Annotated in this window: 13 protein-coding genes and 2 tRNA genes; 10 read left to right on the top strand and 5 right to left on the bottom strand. The window is 53.8% G+C overall.

Annotated features, from left to right (window positions below):
• Positions 1-33: 33 nt before the first annotated feature.
• Entirely contained in the window at positions 34-1,968 is a 1,935-nt protein-coding gene (locus tag Q8W22_RS09030; protein ID WP_305452142.1) for a VacB/RNase II family 3'-5' exoribonuclease, read from the bottom strand.
• Between the two features lie 212 nt (positions 1,969-2,180).
• On the opposite strand from Q8W22_RS09030, the gene Q8W22_RS09025 reads away from it, so the two are divergent.
• A complete protein-coding gene (locus Q8W22_RS09025; protein ID WP_305452141.1) occupies positions 2,181-3,953 on the top strand; it encodes an alkaline phosphatase in 1,773 nt (590 codons plus the stop codon).
• A 65-nt stretch (positions 3,954-4,018) separates the two neighbouring features.
• Here Q8W22_RS09025 and Q8W22_RS09020 read toward each other — a convergent pair whose 3' ends face one another.
• Entirely contained in the window at positions 4,019-4,702 is a 684-nt protein-coding gene (locus tag Q8W22_RS09020; RefSeq protein WP_305452140.1) for a methyltransferase, read from the bottom strand.
• Positions 4,695-5,504 carry an MBL fold metallo-hydrolase gene (locus tag Q8W22_RS09015; protein WP_305452139.1) on the bottom strand — a complete coding sequence of 270 codons (810 nt, stop codon included), beginning with the start codon at positions 5,502-5,504 and terminating at the stop codon, positions 4,695-4,697. The genes Q8W22_RS09020 and Q8W22_RS09015 overlap by 8 nt, the downstream gene beginning before the upstream one ends.
• A 58-nt stretch (positions 5,505-5,562) precedes the next feature.
• On the opposite strand from Q8W22_RS09015, the gene msrA reads away from it, so the two are divergent.
• Together msrA and Q8W22_RS09005 are read left to right on the top strand one after the other, a co-directional pair.
• Positions 5,563-6,204, top strand: coding sequence for a peptide-methionine (S)-S-oxide reductase MsrA (gene msrA / locus Q8W22_RS09010; protein ID WP_305452138.1), 642 nt, complete (start codon positions 5,563-5,565; stop codon positions 6,202-6,204).
• Between the two features lie 243 nt (positions 6,205-6,447).
• Positions 6,448-7,182, top strand: coding sequence for a ParA family protein (locus tag Q8W22_RS09005; RefSeq protein ID WP_303433334.1), 735 nt, complete (start codon positions 6,448-6,450; stop codon positions 7,180-7,182).
• On the opposite strand, the gene Q8W22_RS09000 is transcribed toward Q8W22_RS09005, so the two are convergent.
• On the bottom strand, positions 7,179-7,556 hold the full coding sequence (locus Q8W22_RS09000; protein ID WP_303433335.1) for a hypothetical protein: 378 nt from the start codon (positions 7,554-7,556) through the stop codon (positions 7,179-7,181). The two genes, Q8W22_RS09005 and Q8W22_RS09000, sit on opposite strands and share 4 nt — an antisense overlap.
• A gap of 260 nt (positions 7,557-7,816) precedes the next feature.
• On the opposite strand from Q8W22_RS09000, the gene Q8W22_RS08995 reads away from it, so the two are divergent.
• The 5 genes from Q8W22_RS08995 to Q8W22_RS08975 all read left to right on the top strand — a co-directional run bounded on the left by Q8W22_RS08995 (position 7,817) and on the right by Q8W22_RS08975 (position 12,750).
• On the top strand, positions 7,817-8,647 hold the full coding sequence (locus tag Q8W22_RS08995) for a TatD family hydrolase (RefSeq protein WP_305452137.1): 831 nt from the start codon (positions 7,817-7,819) through the stop codon (positions 8,645-8,647).
• A 261-nt stretch (positions 8,648-8,908) separates the two neighbouring features.
• Positions 8,909-10,240, top strand: coding sequence for a DUF1329 domain-containing protein (locus Q8W22_RS08990; RefSeq protein ID WP_305452136.1), 1,332 nt, complete (start codon positions 8,909-8,911; stop codon positions 10,238-10,240).
• A gap of 168 nt (positions 10,241-10,408) precedes the next feature.
• Positions 10,409-11,431, top strand: coding sequence for a murein transglycosylase domain-containing protein (locus Q8W22_RS08985; RefSeq protein WP_305452135.1), 1,023 nt, complete (start codon positions 10,409-10,411; stop codon positions 11,429-11,431).
• Positions 11,428-12,141 carry a methyltransferase gene (locus Q8W22_RS08980; RefSeq protein ID WP_305452134.1) on the top strand — a complete coding sequence of 238 codons (714 nt, stop codon included), beginning with the start codon at positions 11,428-11,430 and terminating at the stop codon, positions 12,139-12,141. The genes Q8W22_RS08985 and Q8W22_RS08980 overlap by 4 nt, the downstream gene beginning before the upstream one ends.
• 72 nt (positions 12,142-12,213) lie before the next feature.
• Positions 12,214-12,750, top strand: coding sequence for a hypothetical protein (locus Q8W22_RS08975; protein ID WP_303433340.1), 537 nt, complete (start codon positions 12,214-12,216; stop codon positions 12,748-12,750).
• A 136-nt stretch (positions 12,751-12,886) separates the two neighbouring features.
• Here Q8W22_RS08975 and Q8W22_RS08970 read toward each other — a convergent pair whose 3' ends face one another.
• Positions 12,887-13,948: an AraC family transcriptional regulator gene (locus tag Q8W22_RS08970; RefSeq protein ID WP_305452133.1), complete on the bottom strand. Its 1,062-nt coding sequence runs from the start codon at positions 13,946-13,948 to the stop codon at positions 12,887-12,889.
• 175 nt (positions 13,949-14,123) lie between these two features.
• On the opposite strand from Q8W22_RS08970, the gene Q8W22_RS08965 reads away from it, so the two are divergent.
• Together Q8W22_RS08965 and Q8W22_RS08960 are read left to right on the top strand one after the other, a co-directional pair.
• Positions 14,124-14,200: transfer RNA gene (locus Q8W22_RS08965), tRNA-Met, on the top strand.
• 54 nt (positions 14,201-14,254) lie between these two features.
• Positions 14,255-14,331 (top strand) — tRNA-Met (locus tag Q8W22_RS08960).

The following is a 14,331-nucleotide window of genomic DNA, read 5'->3' as shown; positions in this document are numbered from 1 at the left end:
TAATGCCGTTGTAATACCAGTGGAGGTTATGGGTTATGGCTGCAATGCCAGCTTCAGCTCGCGGCTATCCGGTTCCAGTGTTTGCACACTGACCCGGACAGTCTGACCAATGGCCAGCGTTTGTTCGCCGTTGCTGTGTGACAGGGTTTTGCTGTCGAATGCCCAGTTGCCCTTCACTTTACGACGATCAATCTGTCCTTCCACCCCGGAGTCTTCAAAACGCACCATGATGTTATTGGCAGTCGCGTATTGAATGACCGCATCAAACTGGGCATCAGCCGGAAACGTTTTTAACCATTGCAGCTTGAGCCAGGATTCCGTCTGATTGGCGGCCACCCGTGCCTTGGCTTGCTTGTCCTGAATCGCACTCAGTAAAGGAGCGTCGACGGCAGGGACGGGTTGCTCTGTCAGAATTGCCGCAATCATACGGTGTACCAACAGATCGTTGTATTTGCGCAACGGTGACGTCATGGTGGTGTAGCGGGGGAAGCCCAGGCCCATATGCGGCTTGTCTTCGGTGGTCAGATTACTGCGCTCAAGCTGGCGACTGATGATCTGCTTGATATTCAGGCCATCATCACCGCCTGCCGCTTGTTTCATCAGGCTGACGTAGTCTTCCAGCGATTTGATTTTGGGTTTCTTTTCCAGCCCCAACTGTTCCTTGAGCAGGGTGGTGACATCCCCGATACGTTCGGTACGAATACCGGCGTGCTCAATAAAAATACCGCTGTTATGTTGCTGCAGCCAATCGGCGCACAGGCGATTACAGACCAGCATGCATTCTTCGACCAGACGTTGGGCGTCGTTACGTTCCTGACGCACGATGTCTTTGACCTTGCCGTTTTCGTCCAGTATCAGGCGATAGTCTGGGCGGTCTTCCATCACCAGACAGGCGTTTTTGCGTTGGCTGGCCAGTGCCTGGGCACAATCTTTCAAGGCATCCAATGACGGCTGCAGAGCGGCATCGATATCACCGAGGCTGCCATCCGCCATAAATTCACCGACTTGCTGGTAAGACAGCTTGGCCTGGCTGGACACCAGCGCCTGAGACAAGCGGGTCAGGGTGGAGGCACCAGCCTGATCAACCGCGACTTCGGCCACCAGAGCAAGGCGTTTGACGCCAGGTTGCAGTGAGCAGAGTTGTTCGGACAATGCTGCCGGCAACATCGGAATCACCAGATTGGCGAAATAGGCCGAGGTCGCACGATCGCGTGCCATCAGGTCAAGAGGAGTACCCGGCTGAATAACCGCTGCCGGATCAGCAATGGCAATGTGCAGGGTCCAGCCGGTATCGGTAACGGTCGCACAGAGGGCATCGTCAAGATCGCGGGTGCTGGCGGAGTCGATCGTGACCAGCGGCAGTTCTGTCAGGTCGGCGCGATCGGTGCTGAGGGCATCAATGCCGGCGGCTGCCAGCTCATGAGCCTGTTGCAGTTCGGTTTCGCTGAACTCAGTGGCCAGATTCCATTTCTGACACATGTAGCGGGCTTCGATACCGGCATCCTGGCTGCTGCCAATCACGGTATCAATTTCTGCTTGAGCCCGGCCTGCGGGGTAAGGGTGCTGTGACAGATGCGCCTTGACCAACATGCCTTCTTCGGCATTCTGGCGAGCTTTGGGTGGTACAAAAATCCATCGGTTCAGTGCCTGGTGATCGGGCTGGATAAAGTGGCCTTTACCCTTGATCACATAAGTCCCACAAAAGTCGCTCAGCTCTGTGCTGATCAGGCTTTCGATAATGGCTTGCGTCTTTTTGGTATCCACTTCCTCAACACGAAAAGCAACCCTGTCGCCTGGAAGCACCTTTTCCATCTCTTCCGGTGACATGTAGAACTGCTGGTTATCGTCCGTGACTACGAAGCCGAAGCGTCCGCCAGTCGCTCGAACCTTTCCCTCAAATCTGGGAACACTGTCGTGTATTTCCTGTTTGAGAGATTGCAGTTGTGACAACGAATTCTTATCTAGCATTCCGATCTGGCCCCGGCCGGTAAAAAAGGCCGTTGAGTTTAATGGACGCGTGCCGTGCAGGCCAGCACGGAAAACTCATGCCGCCAGTAGTTCTTGATAAAGATTTACCTCAGGAGGCTTTCTGTCTTAAGTTCTTAACAAATATTTACGATTATGGCCTTTTAAGTCATTGATGGGGCAATTACGCCCTCTCGTTATGTTGAGGTCCAAGTATGTCACGTACTCCCGATTTGAGCCGTCGTCGCTTTTTGCAATCTGTGGCTGGCACGGCCAGCGCGGTGAGTGTACCCGCTGTGATTACCGGCTGTTTTGCCGATGATGACGACGACGATGATTCCAGCCGCAACCTGACCGTATTTGTCTTTGGCCACGGCGTGGCGTCGGGCGATCCTTTGGTGGATGCCGTGATTATCTGGACCCGGGTAACGCCGGACGAACTCGCGGATGCCGACGCGGAAGCCGAAGTGGGTTATGTCGTGGCGACTGACGCTGCCATGACCGATGTGGTGGCATCCGGCACTGTGTATACCGATGCTTCCCGTGACTATACGGTTAAAGTGGACGTAACAGGGTTGTCGGCAGGCACTGGCTATTATTATCAATTTGCTGGCAAGGATGGTGAAACTTCAACCATCGGTCAGACCAAAACCCTGCCGGAAGGCAGTATCGACAGCGTCAAACTGGCGGTGTGTTCCTGTTCCAACTTTCCGGCCGGCCTGTTTAACGTTTATCGGGAAATCGCCAACAGCGATGCCGATGCCGTGATCCATCTGGGTGATTACCTGTACGAATACGGCTCCAACGAATACCCCACTGAAGATGCCGAAGGCCGCCAACCGGAGCCAACGGCAGAAATCACCACATTGGCACAATATCGCCAGCGTTACGCGCAATACCATGTGGATGCCAACCTGCAGGCTGCCCATGCCGCCAAGCCGTTTATTTGCGTCTGGGATGATCATGAGTTGGCCAACGACACCTATATCGACGGTGCCGAGAATCATGATGAAACGACCGAAGGCTCATTCAGTGAGCGTCGTGATGCTGCCGAGCAGGCCTATCATGAATGGTTGCCGATTCGTACCGGTTCCGATAACGCCCATATCTATCGGGCGTTTGATTTTGGCGATCTGGTACGCCTGCACATGCTGGATACCCGTATTCTGGCCCGTAGCAAGCAACTGGATTACGCCGATTACGTCACTTCTACCGGGCTGGATACCACAGCGTTCATGACGGACATGTCAGACACTTCCCGTACCTTGCTGGGGGATGAACAAACAGCCTGGTTTGGCAACAGCCTGGCTACCTCGGGTGCCACCTGGGATGTATTGGGTCAGCAGGTTTTGATGGGGAAAATGTACATCCCGGCAGATATCTTGCTGGCGATGAGCTCACTGACAACCGTTGAAGACCAGTTGGCACTGGCGACCATGCTGGAAACCTATGCCACCGCCAAATACATGCAAAGTCTGGGGATGGATATTGATGACGACGTCGCCACCGCATTGGCCACCACAGCACCGTATAATCTGGATGCCTGGGATGGTTACGAAGTTGCGCGTCAAACGCTGTATGCCCAGATCAGCGGCCAGTCCCGTGATGTGAATCTGGTGACACTGGCGGGTGATACCCACAATGCCTGGGCCAGCCAGCTGACTCAGTCAGGCACCACGATTGGTGTCGAATTTGCCACACCATCGGTGACTTCGCCAGGGCTGGAGTTGTATGCCGGATTTGGTTCGGATGAGGCTTTGCAGGCTAGTTTTGAGTCGGCGATTACTACCTTGATTGATGACCTTGAGTATCTGAATGCCGGTCAGCGGGGCTTTATTCTGGTGACCTTTACCGCAGAAAAGGCCAGCTGTGACTGGGTGTTTGTTGATACCATCGCCAGCTCAAGCTACAACGTAACCACAGGTAAACGTATGCAGGTGCTGGCTGGTTCAGAACTGACGCTGGAGAGTGTTGATGATCTGGGCTAGTTTGGGCCAGATAGCGACCTGGTGATAAAACCAAACCCCTGATACCGCCCGGTATCAGGGGTTTTTTATGGCTGGCAGGTTGGCAGGGAGTGATACAGCAGGGAAGTGGCGTAAGGATCGTTGGGCCCGGTTTCCGGTTCGGTGGGGTAACAGTGTCGGCCCAGATAGTGAAATGCCGGGTGCTGGATATCGGGCTGTCGTGATTCTGCCAGCCAGACCTGCTGGCTGATCGCTATGAATTTATCCAGCAAGCCATGGTTATGCTGGTCGTACAGCAGGTCGGCGGCCAGTACCAGGTCGATCTGGCCGAGCTGGAGAAAGTCGCTGCATAACGCCAGTTCGGTCTGCTGTTGTGCCAGCGGATTTAACGCCATATTGGCGCGACAGGCGATCAGGGCCTGTGGATCGAGATCGCAGGCAATCACCTGTTTGGCTCCCGCATAGGCGGCAGCAATGGCCACCAAGCCGGAACCACAACCAATATCAAGTACGGTTTTGCCCTTAACCATGGCTGGATGATCCAGCAGATAACGGGCCATCGCCAGACCGCCAGGCCAACACACCGCCCAATAGGCCGGGTGTGCGGCAATACGTAATTGTTCGTCGGCAGCAAACGGCCGATTGATACATTCTGGTGCTGCCAGCCAGAGTTGCAGCTCTGGACAGGCACTCAGGGTTTGGCGACAAACATAGGCATCCGGCAACATTTGCTGTAGCTGCCGGTTGAGTTCCGGGTGGCTGTTATTCACGGCGGTGGTTGATCTGCTCTGCTGGTTGGTGTGCTGCTGATTGTACTGCACGGGTTTGAGTGCCGTTACCCAGGGTAAAACAGGCGTCGACTGTGGCAACCCGATATCCGGCGGCGCTCAGCTGCTGGCCAGCGTCTGTATTGGCGTAGTGATACAGCACCAGCTGACGGCGCAAGGCCTCGGGGTATTCTTTTGCCAGATCATCGAGACCGGTATGGGATGGATTGGAAATCAGGCCACAATCGTGAAATACCACTTCATTGCCGCTTAACTGGTGATTGAGAATTTCAGGGATGGGCCGGGTGTCGCCACTGTAAAAAAACTGTCCGGGCAGGTGCAACGCAAAGGATGAGCCGGGAGAGTGATGCCGGGTCGGATAACAGTGGAAGGTCATGCCAGCGTATTCAAACCGGTCGCTGACTGGTAATAACTGGAACGACTGCCAGAAGTTATGGCCACCTTCGGCCATCGTGCCCGGATACGTTGCCAGCCGCTGATGCAGTACCGGAATGACACTGAGAGGCACAAACAGCGGAATGGGGGCGACCTGTTGCAGCTTCGCCCGTACCGTCAATATTTCCAGATCGGCAATATGATCCATATGCGCATGGGTCATGAAAATAGCTGTCGGCAAGGCCTGATAGCGCTGCTGGACCTGTGCCAGTGTCCCTGGACCACAGTCGATTAATAACAAGGGTTGGCCCTGATGTTCCAGAGTGGCGGCGGCGCTGCCCAGAGCCAGATGGCCGCCGCTGCCAACGCCGTGAAAACAGAGGGATAGCTGATTCGGATAGGTTGTCATAGGATGCCTGTAGAAAATTCCTCTGTCTGAATACGATTACCGTTACTGGAGACTGATTATGTGGCGTCCAAAACATATGTCCATTCCTTCTGCGGAAGAGGCCTTGCCGGGCCGCTCCGAGCCTTTGCCAACCAGCAGCCATCACTTTGTGAATGGTCATGTGATTGCCGGAGAGCGCCCGGCAGGGTTATCAGAGCTGATGGTTGGTATGGGTTGCTTCTGGGGTGCCGAACGGGCGTTCTGGTCGCTGCCCGGGGTGTATTCTACCTCGGTCGGGTATGGTGGCGGTCATACCCCTAATCCGACCTACGACGAAGTCTGCAGCGGTTTGACTGGTCACAATGAGCTGGTGCGTATCTGGTATGACGCGCAGCAACTATCGCTACAACAGCTGTTGACGGTGTTCTGGGAAAGTCATGACCCGTGTCAGGGGATGCGTCAGGGCAATGATATCGGTACCCAGTATCGCTCCGGGATTTATCTGCCCGATGCCGCAGCCCTGACGGTGGCAGAGCAGAGCCGGGAGCAGTATCAGCAATGTCTGACGGCAGCAGGCAAGCCAGAGATTACAACCGAAATTCGGACAGGCATTCGTTATTATATGGCTGAAAGTTATCATCAGCAGTATCTGGCCAAGAACCCTGGCGGTTATTGTGGATCGGGAGGCTGTGGGGTGGCTTTCAAGGGAACTACCGCCTGATCACTTATCTAACTATCGTTCGAGAGCCTGGTGCCTGGGTGGTGTGAAAACCGTGTCAGCAAGCCGGGTCAGAAAGATGTTTTCTGGCACGGTTTTTCACGGTTAAATGGCGATGAGATCCAGACTGGTCTGATCTCAGCATGGGTGTGATGAGTGGCCGTGCTGATAGAGCATTTTGGTGGGATATATCGTAAGAATCACGTGTTAGACTGACCGTTAATATTATCAAGGGATGAGCGTTTCGTGCGTGCTATTGCTGTATTTCAGCTGAAAGGCGGGGTGGGGAAAACTACTACCGCCGTTAACCTGGCCGCTCTGGCCGCCAGCAACTCCGTTCGCACTCTGCTTTGGGATCTTGACCCGCAAGGGGCCGCCACCTGGATTCTGGGCGTTGAGACTGATCGCAAGCAAGACAAGGTCTGGAGTGAAGGCAAGCCGATCGGCCGTTATATTTACCCGACGCAGTATGACCGTCTGGACGTTTTGGCTGCGGATATCTCTTTGCGCAAATTTCACCAAAGTGTCGCCGACAAACGTACCGCCAGAGATATCACCAGTGATGCTATCGATATGTTGGGAGAAGATTACGAGCTGGTGGTGATTGACTGCCCACCGATACTGTCACCGCAAATTGAAGGGGTGTTACAGGCGGTGGATAAAATTCTGGTGCCGATCGAACCATCGTTACTGTCCATTCGGGCCTATGAACAGTCAAAACAGCATCTCAGCTGGGTCAAAAGTAAACAATGGCTGCCATTTGTCACCCTGATTGATCGCCGCAAGCGAGCGCATGTGCAATGGGCCTCGGAAGTTGCACCAACCATCAAAGAGTTATTGCCGGTTTTTATCGGTCATTCTGCCAGTGCTGAACGGATGCTGGAATTACGCAGCCCGATTGTCGTCTGCCAGCCTAATGTGCCCTTGGCGCGTAATTACCAGGCTCTGTGGGATGCAGTAAAAGAGCAGCTGGCATTTTAACAGGCACTTTTCCGCTCCAGGCCGTTTGCCAGTATTTGTGGATAAGCGATAAAAACAGCCCAGGCAATGGCGGTGGCATAACTGAGGTTGGTTTTTAATTCGTGGTGGGGGTCAATCAGAAACTGTCGCTGCGACGCCAGTCCCCGAATCAGGCTGGCCTGATCAGGATTGAATGCCAGGTACTGATCCCAGATTTGCTGGTGCAGATCGTTATCAATCGGGTACAGAGAAGTGCTGTCGTGGTTATTGAGCGGGCGGCGGCATTGTGCTTGTGCCAGAGCAACCAGTTGCTCTTCTGTGGCAACAGAATAACAACCCATATAGTCCAGCGTTGGATGAATAATACTTCTGAGCTCGTGAGGCGTTAGCATCATTGCTCACCTTCCTGTGTCGGATAATCAGTGTCGGATAAATTGGCAGTATTGAATATCGAAGCAAAAAGAGCGCCATCCCTGTTTTTATTATTATGCCCCCAAAATCGTCATGGTAGCGACGGGTGGCGTGGTCAGGCAGGCATTTGGGGCGATTGTTATGCTGTTTAGGGTAATATTCTGACGAAAACAGGGACGACTTGTCATAAATTTGACAACGGCCACCAAGGCCCAAGGTAGACAATCGATGAATACCGCTATGTATGAATAAGCCCGCGGCGACAGATGGCCCTGTCTCTCCTGTTCTGTCAGGCTGGTTTGACAGTCATTGCCACTTTGACTTCCAGGTCTTTGCGCAAAACCGTCAGGCGGTGTGGCAGCACTGTGAAAGTCTGGGGCTGACGGGCCTGATCGTGCCAGGGATTAGCTGTGAGCAAGGCAAACAACTGGCGTCGTTTTGCCAAGGGCGGCCTTGGTGGTTTGCCCTGGGTCTGCATCCTTTTTTTATTGATCAGCACACGATGGACGATCTGGACTGGCTGGAGCATGCATTGGTGACATCGGACTGTGTCGCGGTGGGGGAGTTTGGTTTGCACCGGGTTCGGCAGATGGACCCGGCGGTACGCCTGCGTCAGCGGCGGTTGTTTGATGCCCAGCTACAGCTGGCGCAACAATATCGACTGCCGGTGATCCTGCATGGTGTTGGTGCGCATGATGAGATCATTCTGGCACTGCGACAAACCCGGTTTGACCAGGGGGGTGTTATCCATGCCTTTAGTGGCAGTGAACAGCAGGCCCGGCAGTATCTTGATCTGGGTTTTCGGTTGGGGCTGGGTGGGCTGTTATTACGGCCCAATGCCCATCGGTTGCGCCGCACTGTGCAGCAGCTGCCACTGGACGCCTGGTTACTGGAAACCGATGCACCGGATATGGCTCCGGCAGTGGTTGCCAGCGCGACCAATTCACCGGTTTTTTTACCATTAATCGGCGTTGCTCTTGCACGCCTCAAGCGCGTTACTCCCGCCACCGTGCGTGCCGTACAGGCTGCCCGTATTGGTCAGATATTCAGGCGCTCTACGGATCTTTCCATATAACCTAAAAGTTATATTTTTTTATTTTTCAAAAGGCATTCGTATTAATGTCACTCTAAAGTATGAGATTGATGGGCTCTCAGTTTCTTATTCATGATCAAAATGTTGCCTTTTGTAAGGTGAAATTGATCATTGGTGGGGAGTGGCCTCATTATCGATAGCGATGGAATAACAATAACAATAACAGTAATAACAACAACAGCAGAGTGACTGGTTCATCAGACGCGCGGCTGCCAGGTAAATAAAAACATGAAAATAATAAGTATGCTTGTGTGGTTGCTGGGTATGGCAATGCCATCCTGGGCAGAGTTGCCGGATAGTGATATTAAACGATTACAGCAGGACCTGACGCCCCTGGGGGCGGAGCGCGCAGGTAATGGCAGTACCATTCCGGCCTGGACGGGCGGCTTGCCACAAGATCAAGGGCCGTGGGAAACCGGTTTTCATCCCGACCCTTATGCCGGCGAGAAGCCGCTGTTGCGGATTGATGCTGGCAACCTCGGTGCTTATCAGGACCAGCTGACCGAAGGACAGCGTCAGCTGCTGCAGCGTTACCCGGATATGTATTTGAATGTCTACCCCAGCCACCGTTCAGCGTCGTACCCTGATTCTGTTTATGATGCCATCCAGTCCAATGCCGCCACGGCACAGTTATTACCGTATGGCTCGGGGGTTACCGGCGCGGTGATGAGTTCGCCGTTTCCGATTCCAGCCAATGGCCTGGAAGTACTCTGGAATCACACCCTGAGATTTCGGGGGCAGACGGTCTCCTACGAAGCAGTCAGCTCCTTGATCACCACCAACGGTCAGCGAATGGACACCTTGCGGGAGTACAACTATTACTTCAAATACAGCGAGGCGGACATAAAATCATCCGAACTGGAAAACAAAATCTTTCTGTTAACACGAAAAACACTGGCACCAGCGCATCAGGCCGGCAGCCTGACCCTGGTCCATGAAACCCTGGATCAGATGCGAGCGCGGCGCAAGTCGTGGGTGTATACACCGGGTGCTCGACGGTTACGCCGGACACCGGATTTGGCATACGACACACCGGACCCCAACAGTCAGTCGTTACGCACCATTGACCAGGTTGATATGTTTAACGGTGCTCCCGATTATTACGACTGGGATTTGCAGGGCAAACAGGAAATCTATATTCCATACAATGCCTATCGGGTACACCAAGGGGATCTGGCGCTGGACGATATTCTGGCCAAACATCACCTGAATCCGGCCTTGCTGCGTTATGAGTTGCATCGGGTGTGGGTGATCGAGGCCAACTTGCGGGTTGGCTTCAGTCACCGTTATAGCAAGCGCCGTTATTATCTCGATGAAGATTCGTGGTCGATTGTGTATGCCGAAGAATACGATCAGCACGGAGCACTGATACAGATGACGGAAGGGCATTTGATCAACTACTACGATATGCCCTTGATGATGACCACGCTCGAAGTCACCTATGATTTTCCATCCGGACGCTATTACACCGAAGGGCTGGATAACGAGCGGCCGCGCAGCTTTCGCTTTTTTGATACCGGTTTGAATGAAAGTGATTTCTCCACCAATGCCATCCGTCGTCAGGCCAGACGCTGACAGCCAGAAAGCAGGCGGCTACACTACGGACTTTTCTGGATAAGGATATACTGTGGTGAAGGTCTTTTATTGCCGGTTCTGGCCTTGTTGAACAAGGTGTTCAGACCGCGATCGTGGCGATGGAGCCAATGCCGTTATTTACTGCTGGGCATTCCACTGACGGGGTGCTTGGCTCTGGCGGATGCCGAGCTACCGGAAAACTTCGCTGAGCTGTCGGACGATGTACAGTCGGTGATTCTGGAGTTTATGTTCTTTCCGGATCGGGCCAATAAGGTCTGGGGAAGAGACCTGGCTGTTTCCGGAGTGCGGTCACTGGTGAAATATCTGGATAATTACCATACCCAGGTACGTATCGACTTTGATGCCGGGACCATCCATATCGAAAACCGTGGCAGTAAAACACCACTGCAAGCGCTGACACACGCTATCGAAGCGACCTTGCTGACCCCGGCGGACCCGGCAGCGGTGGATCTGCGCACTGCTGCCGACTTTGGCCTGACCGGAACGCCGTTTCTGGCCGGCAAGGTAAAAGATCACGATGGCCAGCTGATTGAATATTCTTGGCGTGCCCGACGTTATGCCGAATACCTGGTGGCTAACCAATTACAACAAGAAAGCAATCGTTACTGGGTCTCGATTCCGATGGTGCAGGAATTTCAACAGGTCAGCGCCCAGCAATATGGCACTCTGGTGCAACAGGCCGCGATTCGTTACAGCGTACCGGCGCCACTGATTCTGGCCATTATTGAAACCGAAAGCAGTTTTAACCCGTTCGCCGTGTCGCCATCCGGTGCTTATGGCCTGATGCAGGTAATGAGTCGGACGGCAGGCAAGGACGTATATGAAAAAATCTACCAGCGCAGTGGCAGCCCTGGTCGTGATGTCCTGCTGCGTCCAGAACAGAATATCGATATTGGTACTGCCTATCTGTCGATTTTGCGGGATCGTTATTTACGCGATATCCCGGGTACCGAAAAACAACTGTATTGTATGATTGCCTCCTACAACGGAGGGGCAGGGAACCTGTATAAAACCTTCCACAGTGACCGTGAAAAAGCCGTTGCCCGCATTAACGCCATGTCGGCCAGCCAAGTGTATCGCACCATTCTATCCAGTCATCCCAGTCAGGAATCCCGTAACTATCTTAAAAAAGTCTCCGCTGCCCAGACGCGTTATGGCGGTGGCACATGACCAGTGTGATGCATTATCCCCCGGCGGACTTGTTGGCCGGACTGCAACAGCACGACGTTTGGTCCAATGCCGGCCTGGAACCGGTTACGCTGGAACATGGCATACAGCTCTGGTTGCTGGCTATCCAGCAGGGACGACTGTTCAATAGTCAGGAAGTAGCGGCTCTGTGGCGGTATATGCCGTATTGGGCATTTGCCTGGGCAGGAGGGCGCGCCATGTCCAGCTATTTGGCCAGGCACCCGCAGCTGGTGGCCGGCAAGCGGGTGTTGGATGTCGGGTGTGGCAGCGGTATAGCGGCGATTCAGGCTGCGCGACAGGGAGCCAGTCGAGTGGCCGTCTGTGATATTGACCCGTTGGCGACCCTGGCTGCACAACACAATGCCCGGTTGAACGGAGTGGTTCTGGATTCGGTGAACGAGCATGATTGGGATGGCTTTGATTTGTACCTGGCTGGTGATCTGTTGTATGACCCCAGCAGCCACGGATTGCCCAATCGCCTGAACGATTGCATTCCAGCGGGGCTGACGGCAGAGCCTGTTAATGCCTGGCAAGCGATATCTGACAGCCAGTCAGCCAATGCAACGCTTGCTGCGACAGCTTGCCCTGCCTCTGCCGCGCTGGATCGCGGACACTTTGCCACCTTGCCGGCCATCGGTGATTTTGATCAGCAGGTTTTGATAGAAATCCACGCTATGCCCGTCGCTCCCTGACCCAGCTGTGATAACCTCGCGGCATGATCACCCCAGAATATCGCTTCAGAATATAGCAACGGAGATTATTATATGCGTCGAGTTATCACACTGACTGCCATGCTGGCAGCATCCCCGGCGTGGGCCTTGACCGCCACGGAACTGGATGTGTGGATTAAATCCATGCCAACAGTACAGGTCTGGCTGGATCAACACGAAGATGCGATGCCACAAGGGAATGCGGCAATGACAGACGGCATGGCCGCGATGTTCCAGGAAGGTATCAACAGCCTGAAAACATCGGGATTGTATGGTGAATTCAGCCAGCAACTATCCGCCGCCGGATTTGACAGCGTTGAACAATGGACCCGGATTACCACCGAAATCAGCCTGGGCATGCTGGCGGTCGATATGAACGAGCAAGGAGGAAGCCGTGCCCAGGTACAGCAGCAATTGGCTCAAGTACAGCAAATGCGCAGCAGCGGTAATATGCCAGCAGAGCAACTTAACGCCATGGAATCGATGCTTCGGGGAACATTGACAATGATCGATGAAATGGAATCGGTTGATGCTGCCGACAAGGCACTGGTTCGTGACCGCATGACGGAGCTGCAGGAACTTATACAATAAACAGAGGCTGAACAGACCGCTGTTATCTCCTGTTGCAGATAGCCGATATACCTGACGATAGTCTCCGGTTGGTTACTGTTTTTCGTTCAACAAAACAGCAACCAACCGGGCAGGATCAACCGGTTGCGAGATAGCGCTAGTAGAAGCCGATATTGGATTCCAGCGGCGACAGGCTGGAAACGGCAGCAACCGCCTGGTTACGCCATTGACGCCGAAACGCAGCCGGTGTTTGCCCAGTCCACTGCTTGAAAGCCCGCTCGAATCCACGACGATCAGAGAACCCCAGTTCATTAGCCAGCTGCTGCACATCTTTACTGGTACGTTTTAACGCCGCCGCAGCGCGTACCAACCGGCAATGCTTGCTTAATTCCGAGAACTGGCTGCCTTCTTCTTGTAGTCGCCGAGTCAATGTCCTGGCGCTGGTGCCCAATAAATCAGCCACCGCCTCCTTGGTCATTGGCAGACAGGTGGGCCAGTAATAAAGAATATGGCGTAACTTGCGACTGAAAGGGCGTTCCGTGTCTTCCGAGCGCCAGGGGACTTCCGCTCCCTCGAGCATGGCTTCCAGGAACGGCATGGCTTTTTTCATCGACTTGTCGAGATAGTCGCTGGAGAAACTGATCCAGTTGCAGCTTTCGCCATAACGAACCGGCACACCAAAATAACGATCGAGTTGATCCCGGTACTGAGGAGGCTGCTGCTGAAAACCAATACCCGTAATATTGTAGAAGCCGTTACCCAGTCGGGAACCGACATCATGAATACCGGCCGCGACCAGCTCCGCTCGGGTCTGACGCGCTTGCGCGCTCCCCTCACTGACATAAAACACTACCTTGACGGCCTGCTGCCCGATAAACACATCGGGAGAATGGCTATCGCTGATCAGTGGGTAATAACGTCGCAACTGTGACAGCGCATCACGGCCCGTACGGCATTCACTCAATAGATACGCCAGTAACCGGAAGCGTCGCCAATCCAGCCGACTACCCATCATCACACCGATGGCCGGTGTCTTCAGGAATTGGCCAGCCTGTTCGACGATACGATCAAACACAGGCACAGGAAATTGTAGTTGGCTGCTACCCCAGTCCTTGGCCAGCTCAGGAAGCTCGTCAGGGTTCAGGCCCCGCTCACGCATGAGCTGGAACAAAGGATGCAACGCGGCCGACGTCAATGTCGGAGTAAGATATGCACTCATAAGTAATGTCATTGTTGTTATTTTTGTTACAGGTAACGTATCACCGCCACCGGCTTCAGACCACCCCTGTAGAGCGCTTTTTCATCGCTATCTGGCTTTGCGCAGCAGATCCTGTCTTCTTTGTTGATAAGCCTTGACAGACAGGGAGGCTCTCCGTATTATATGCAACCTCTGACGCGGGATGGAGCAGTCTGGTAGCTCGTCGGGCTCATAACCCGAAGGTCGTAGGTTCGAATCCTGCTCCCGCAACCATTTATTCAGTGTGCGGTTTAGGTCAGAGTAGCAACAAAAGTAGTAAGATGATGTCGCGGGATGGAGCAGTCTGGTAGCTCGTCGGGCTCATAACCCGAAGGTCGTAGGTTCGAATCCTGCTCCCGCAACCA

Origin of the sequence: Oceanobacter sp. 1_MG-2023 (assembly GCF_030689025.1) — a bacterium.
Lineage (GTDB): Bacteria > Pseudomonadota > Gammaproteobacteria > Pseudomonadales > Oceanobacteraceae > Oceanobacter.
This window is presented reverse-complemented; position numbering and strand designations above follow the sequence as displayed.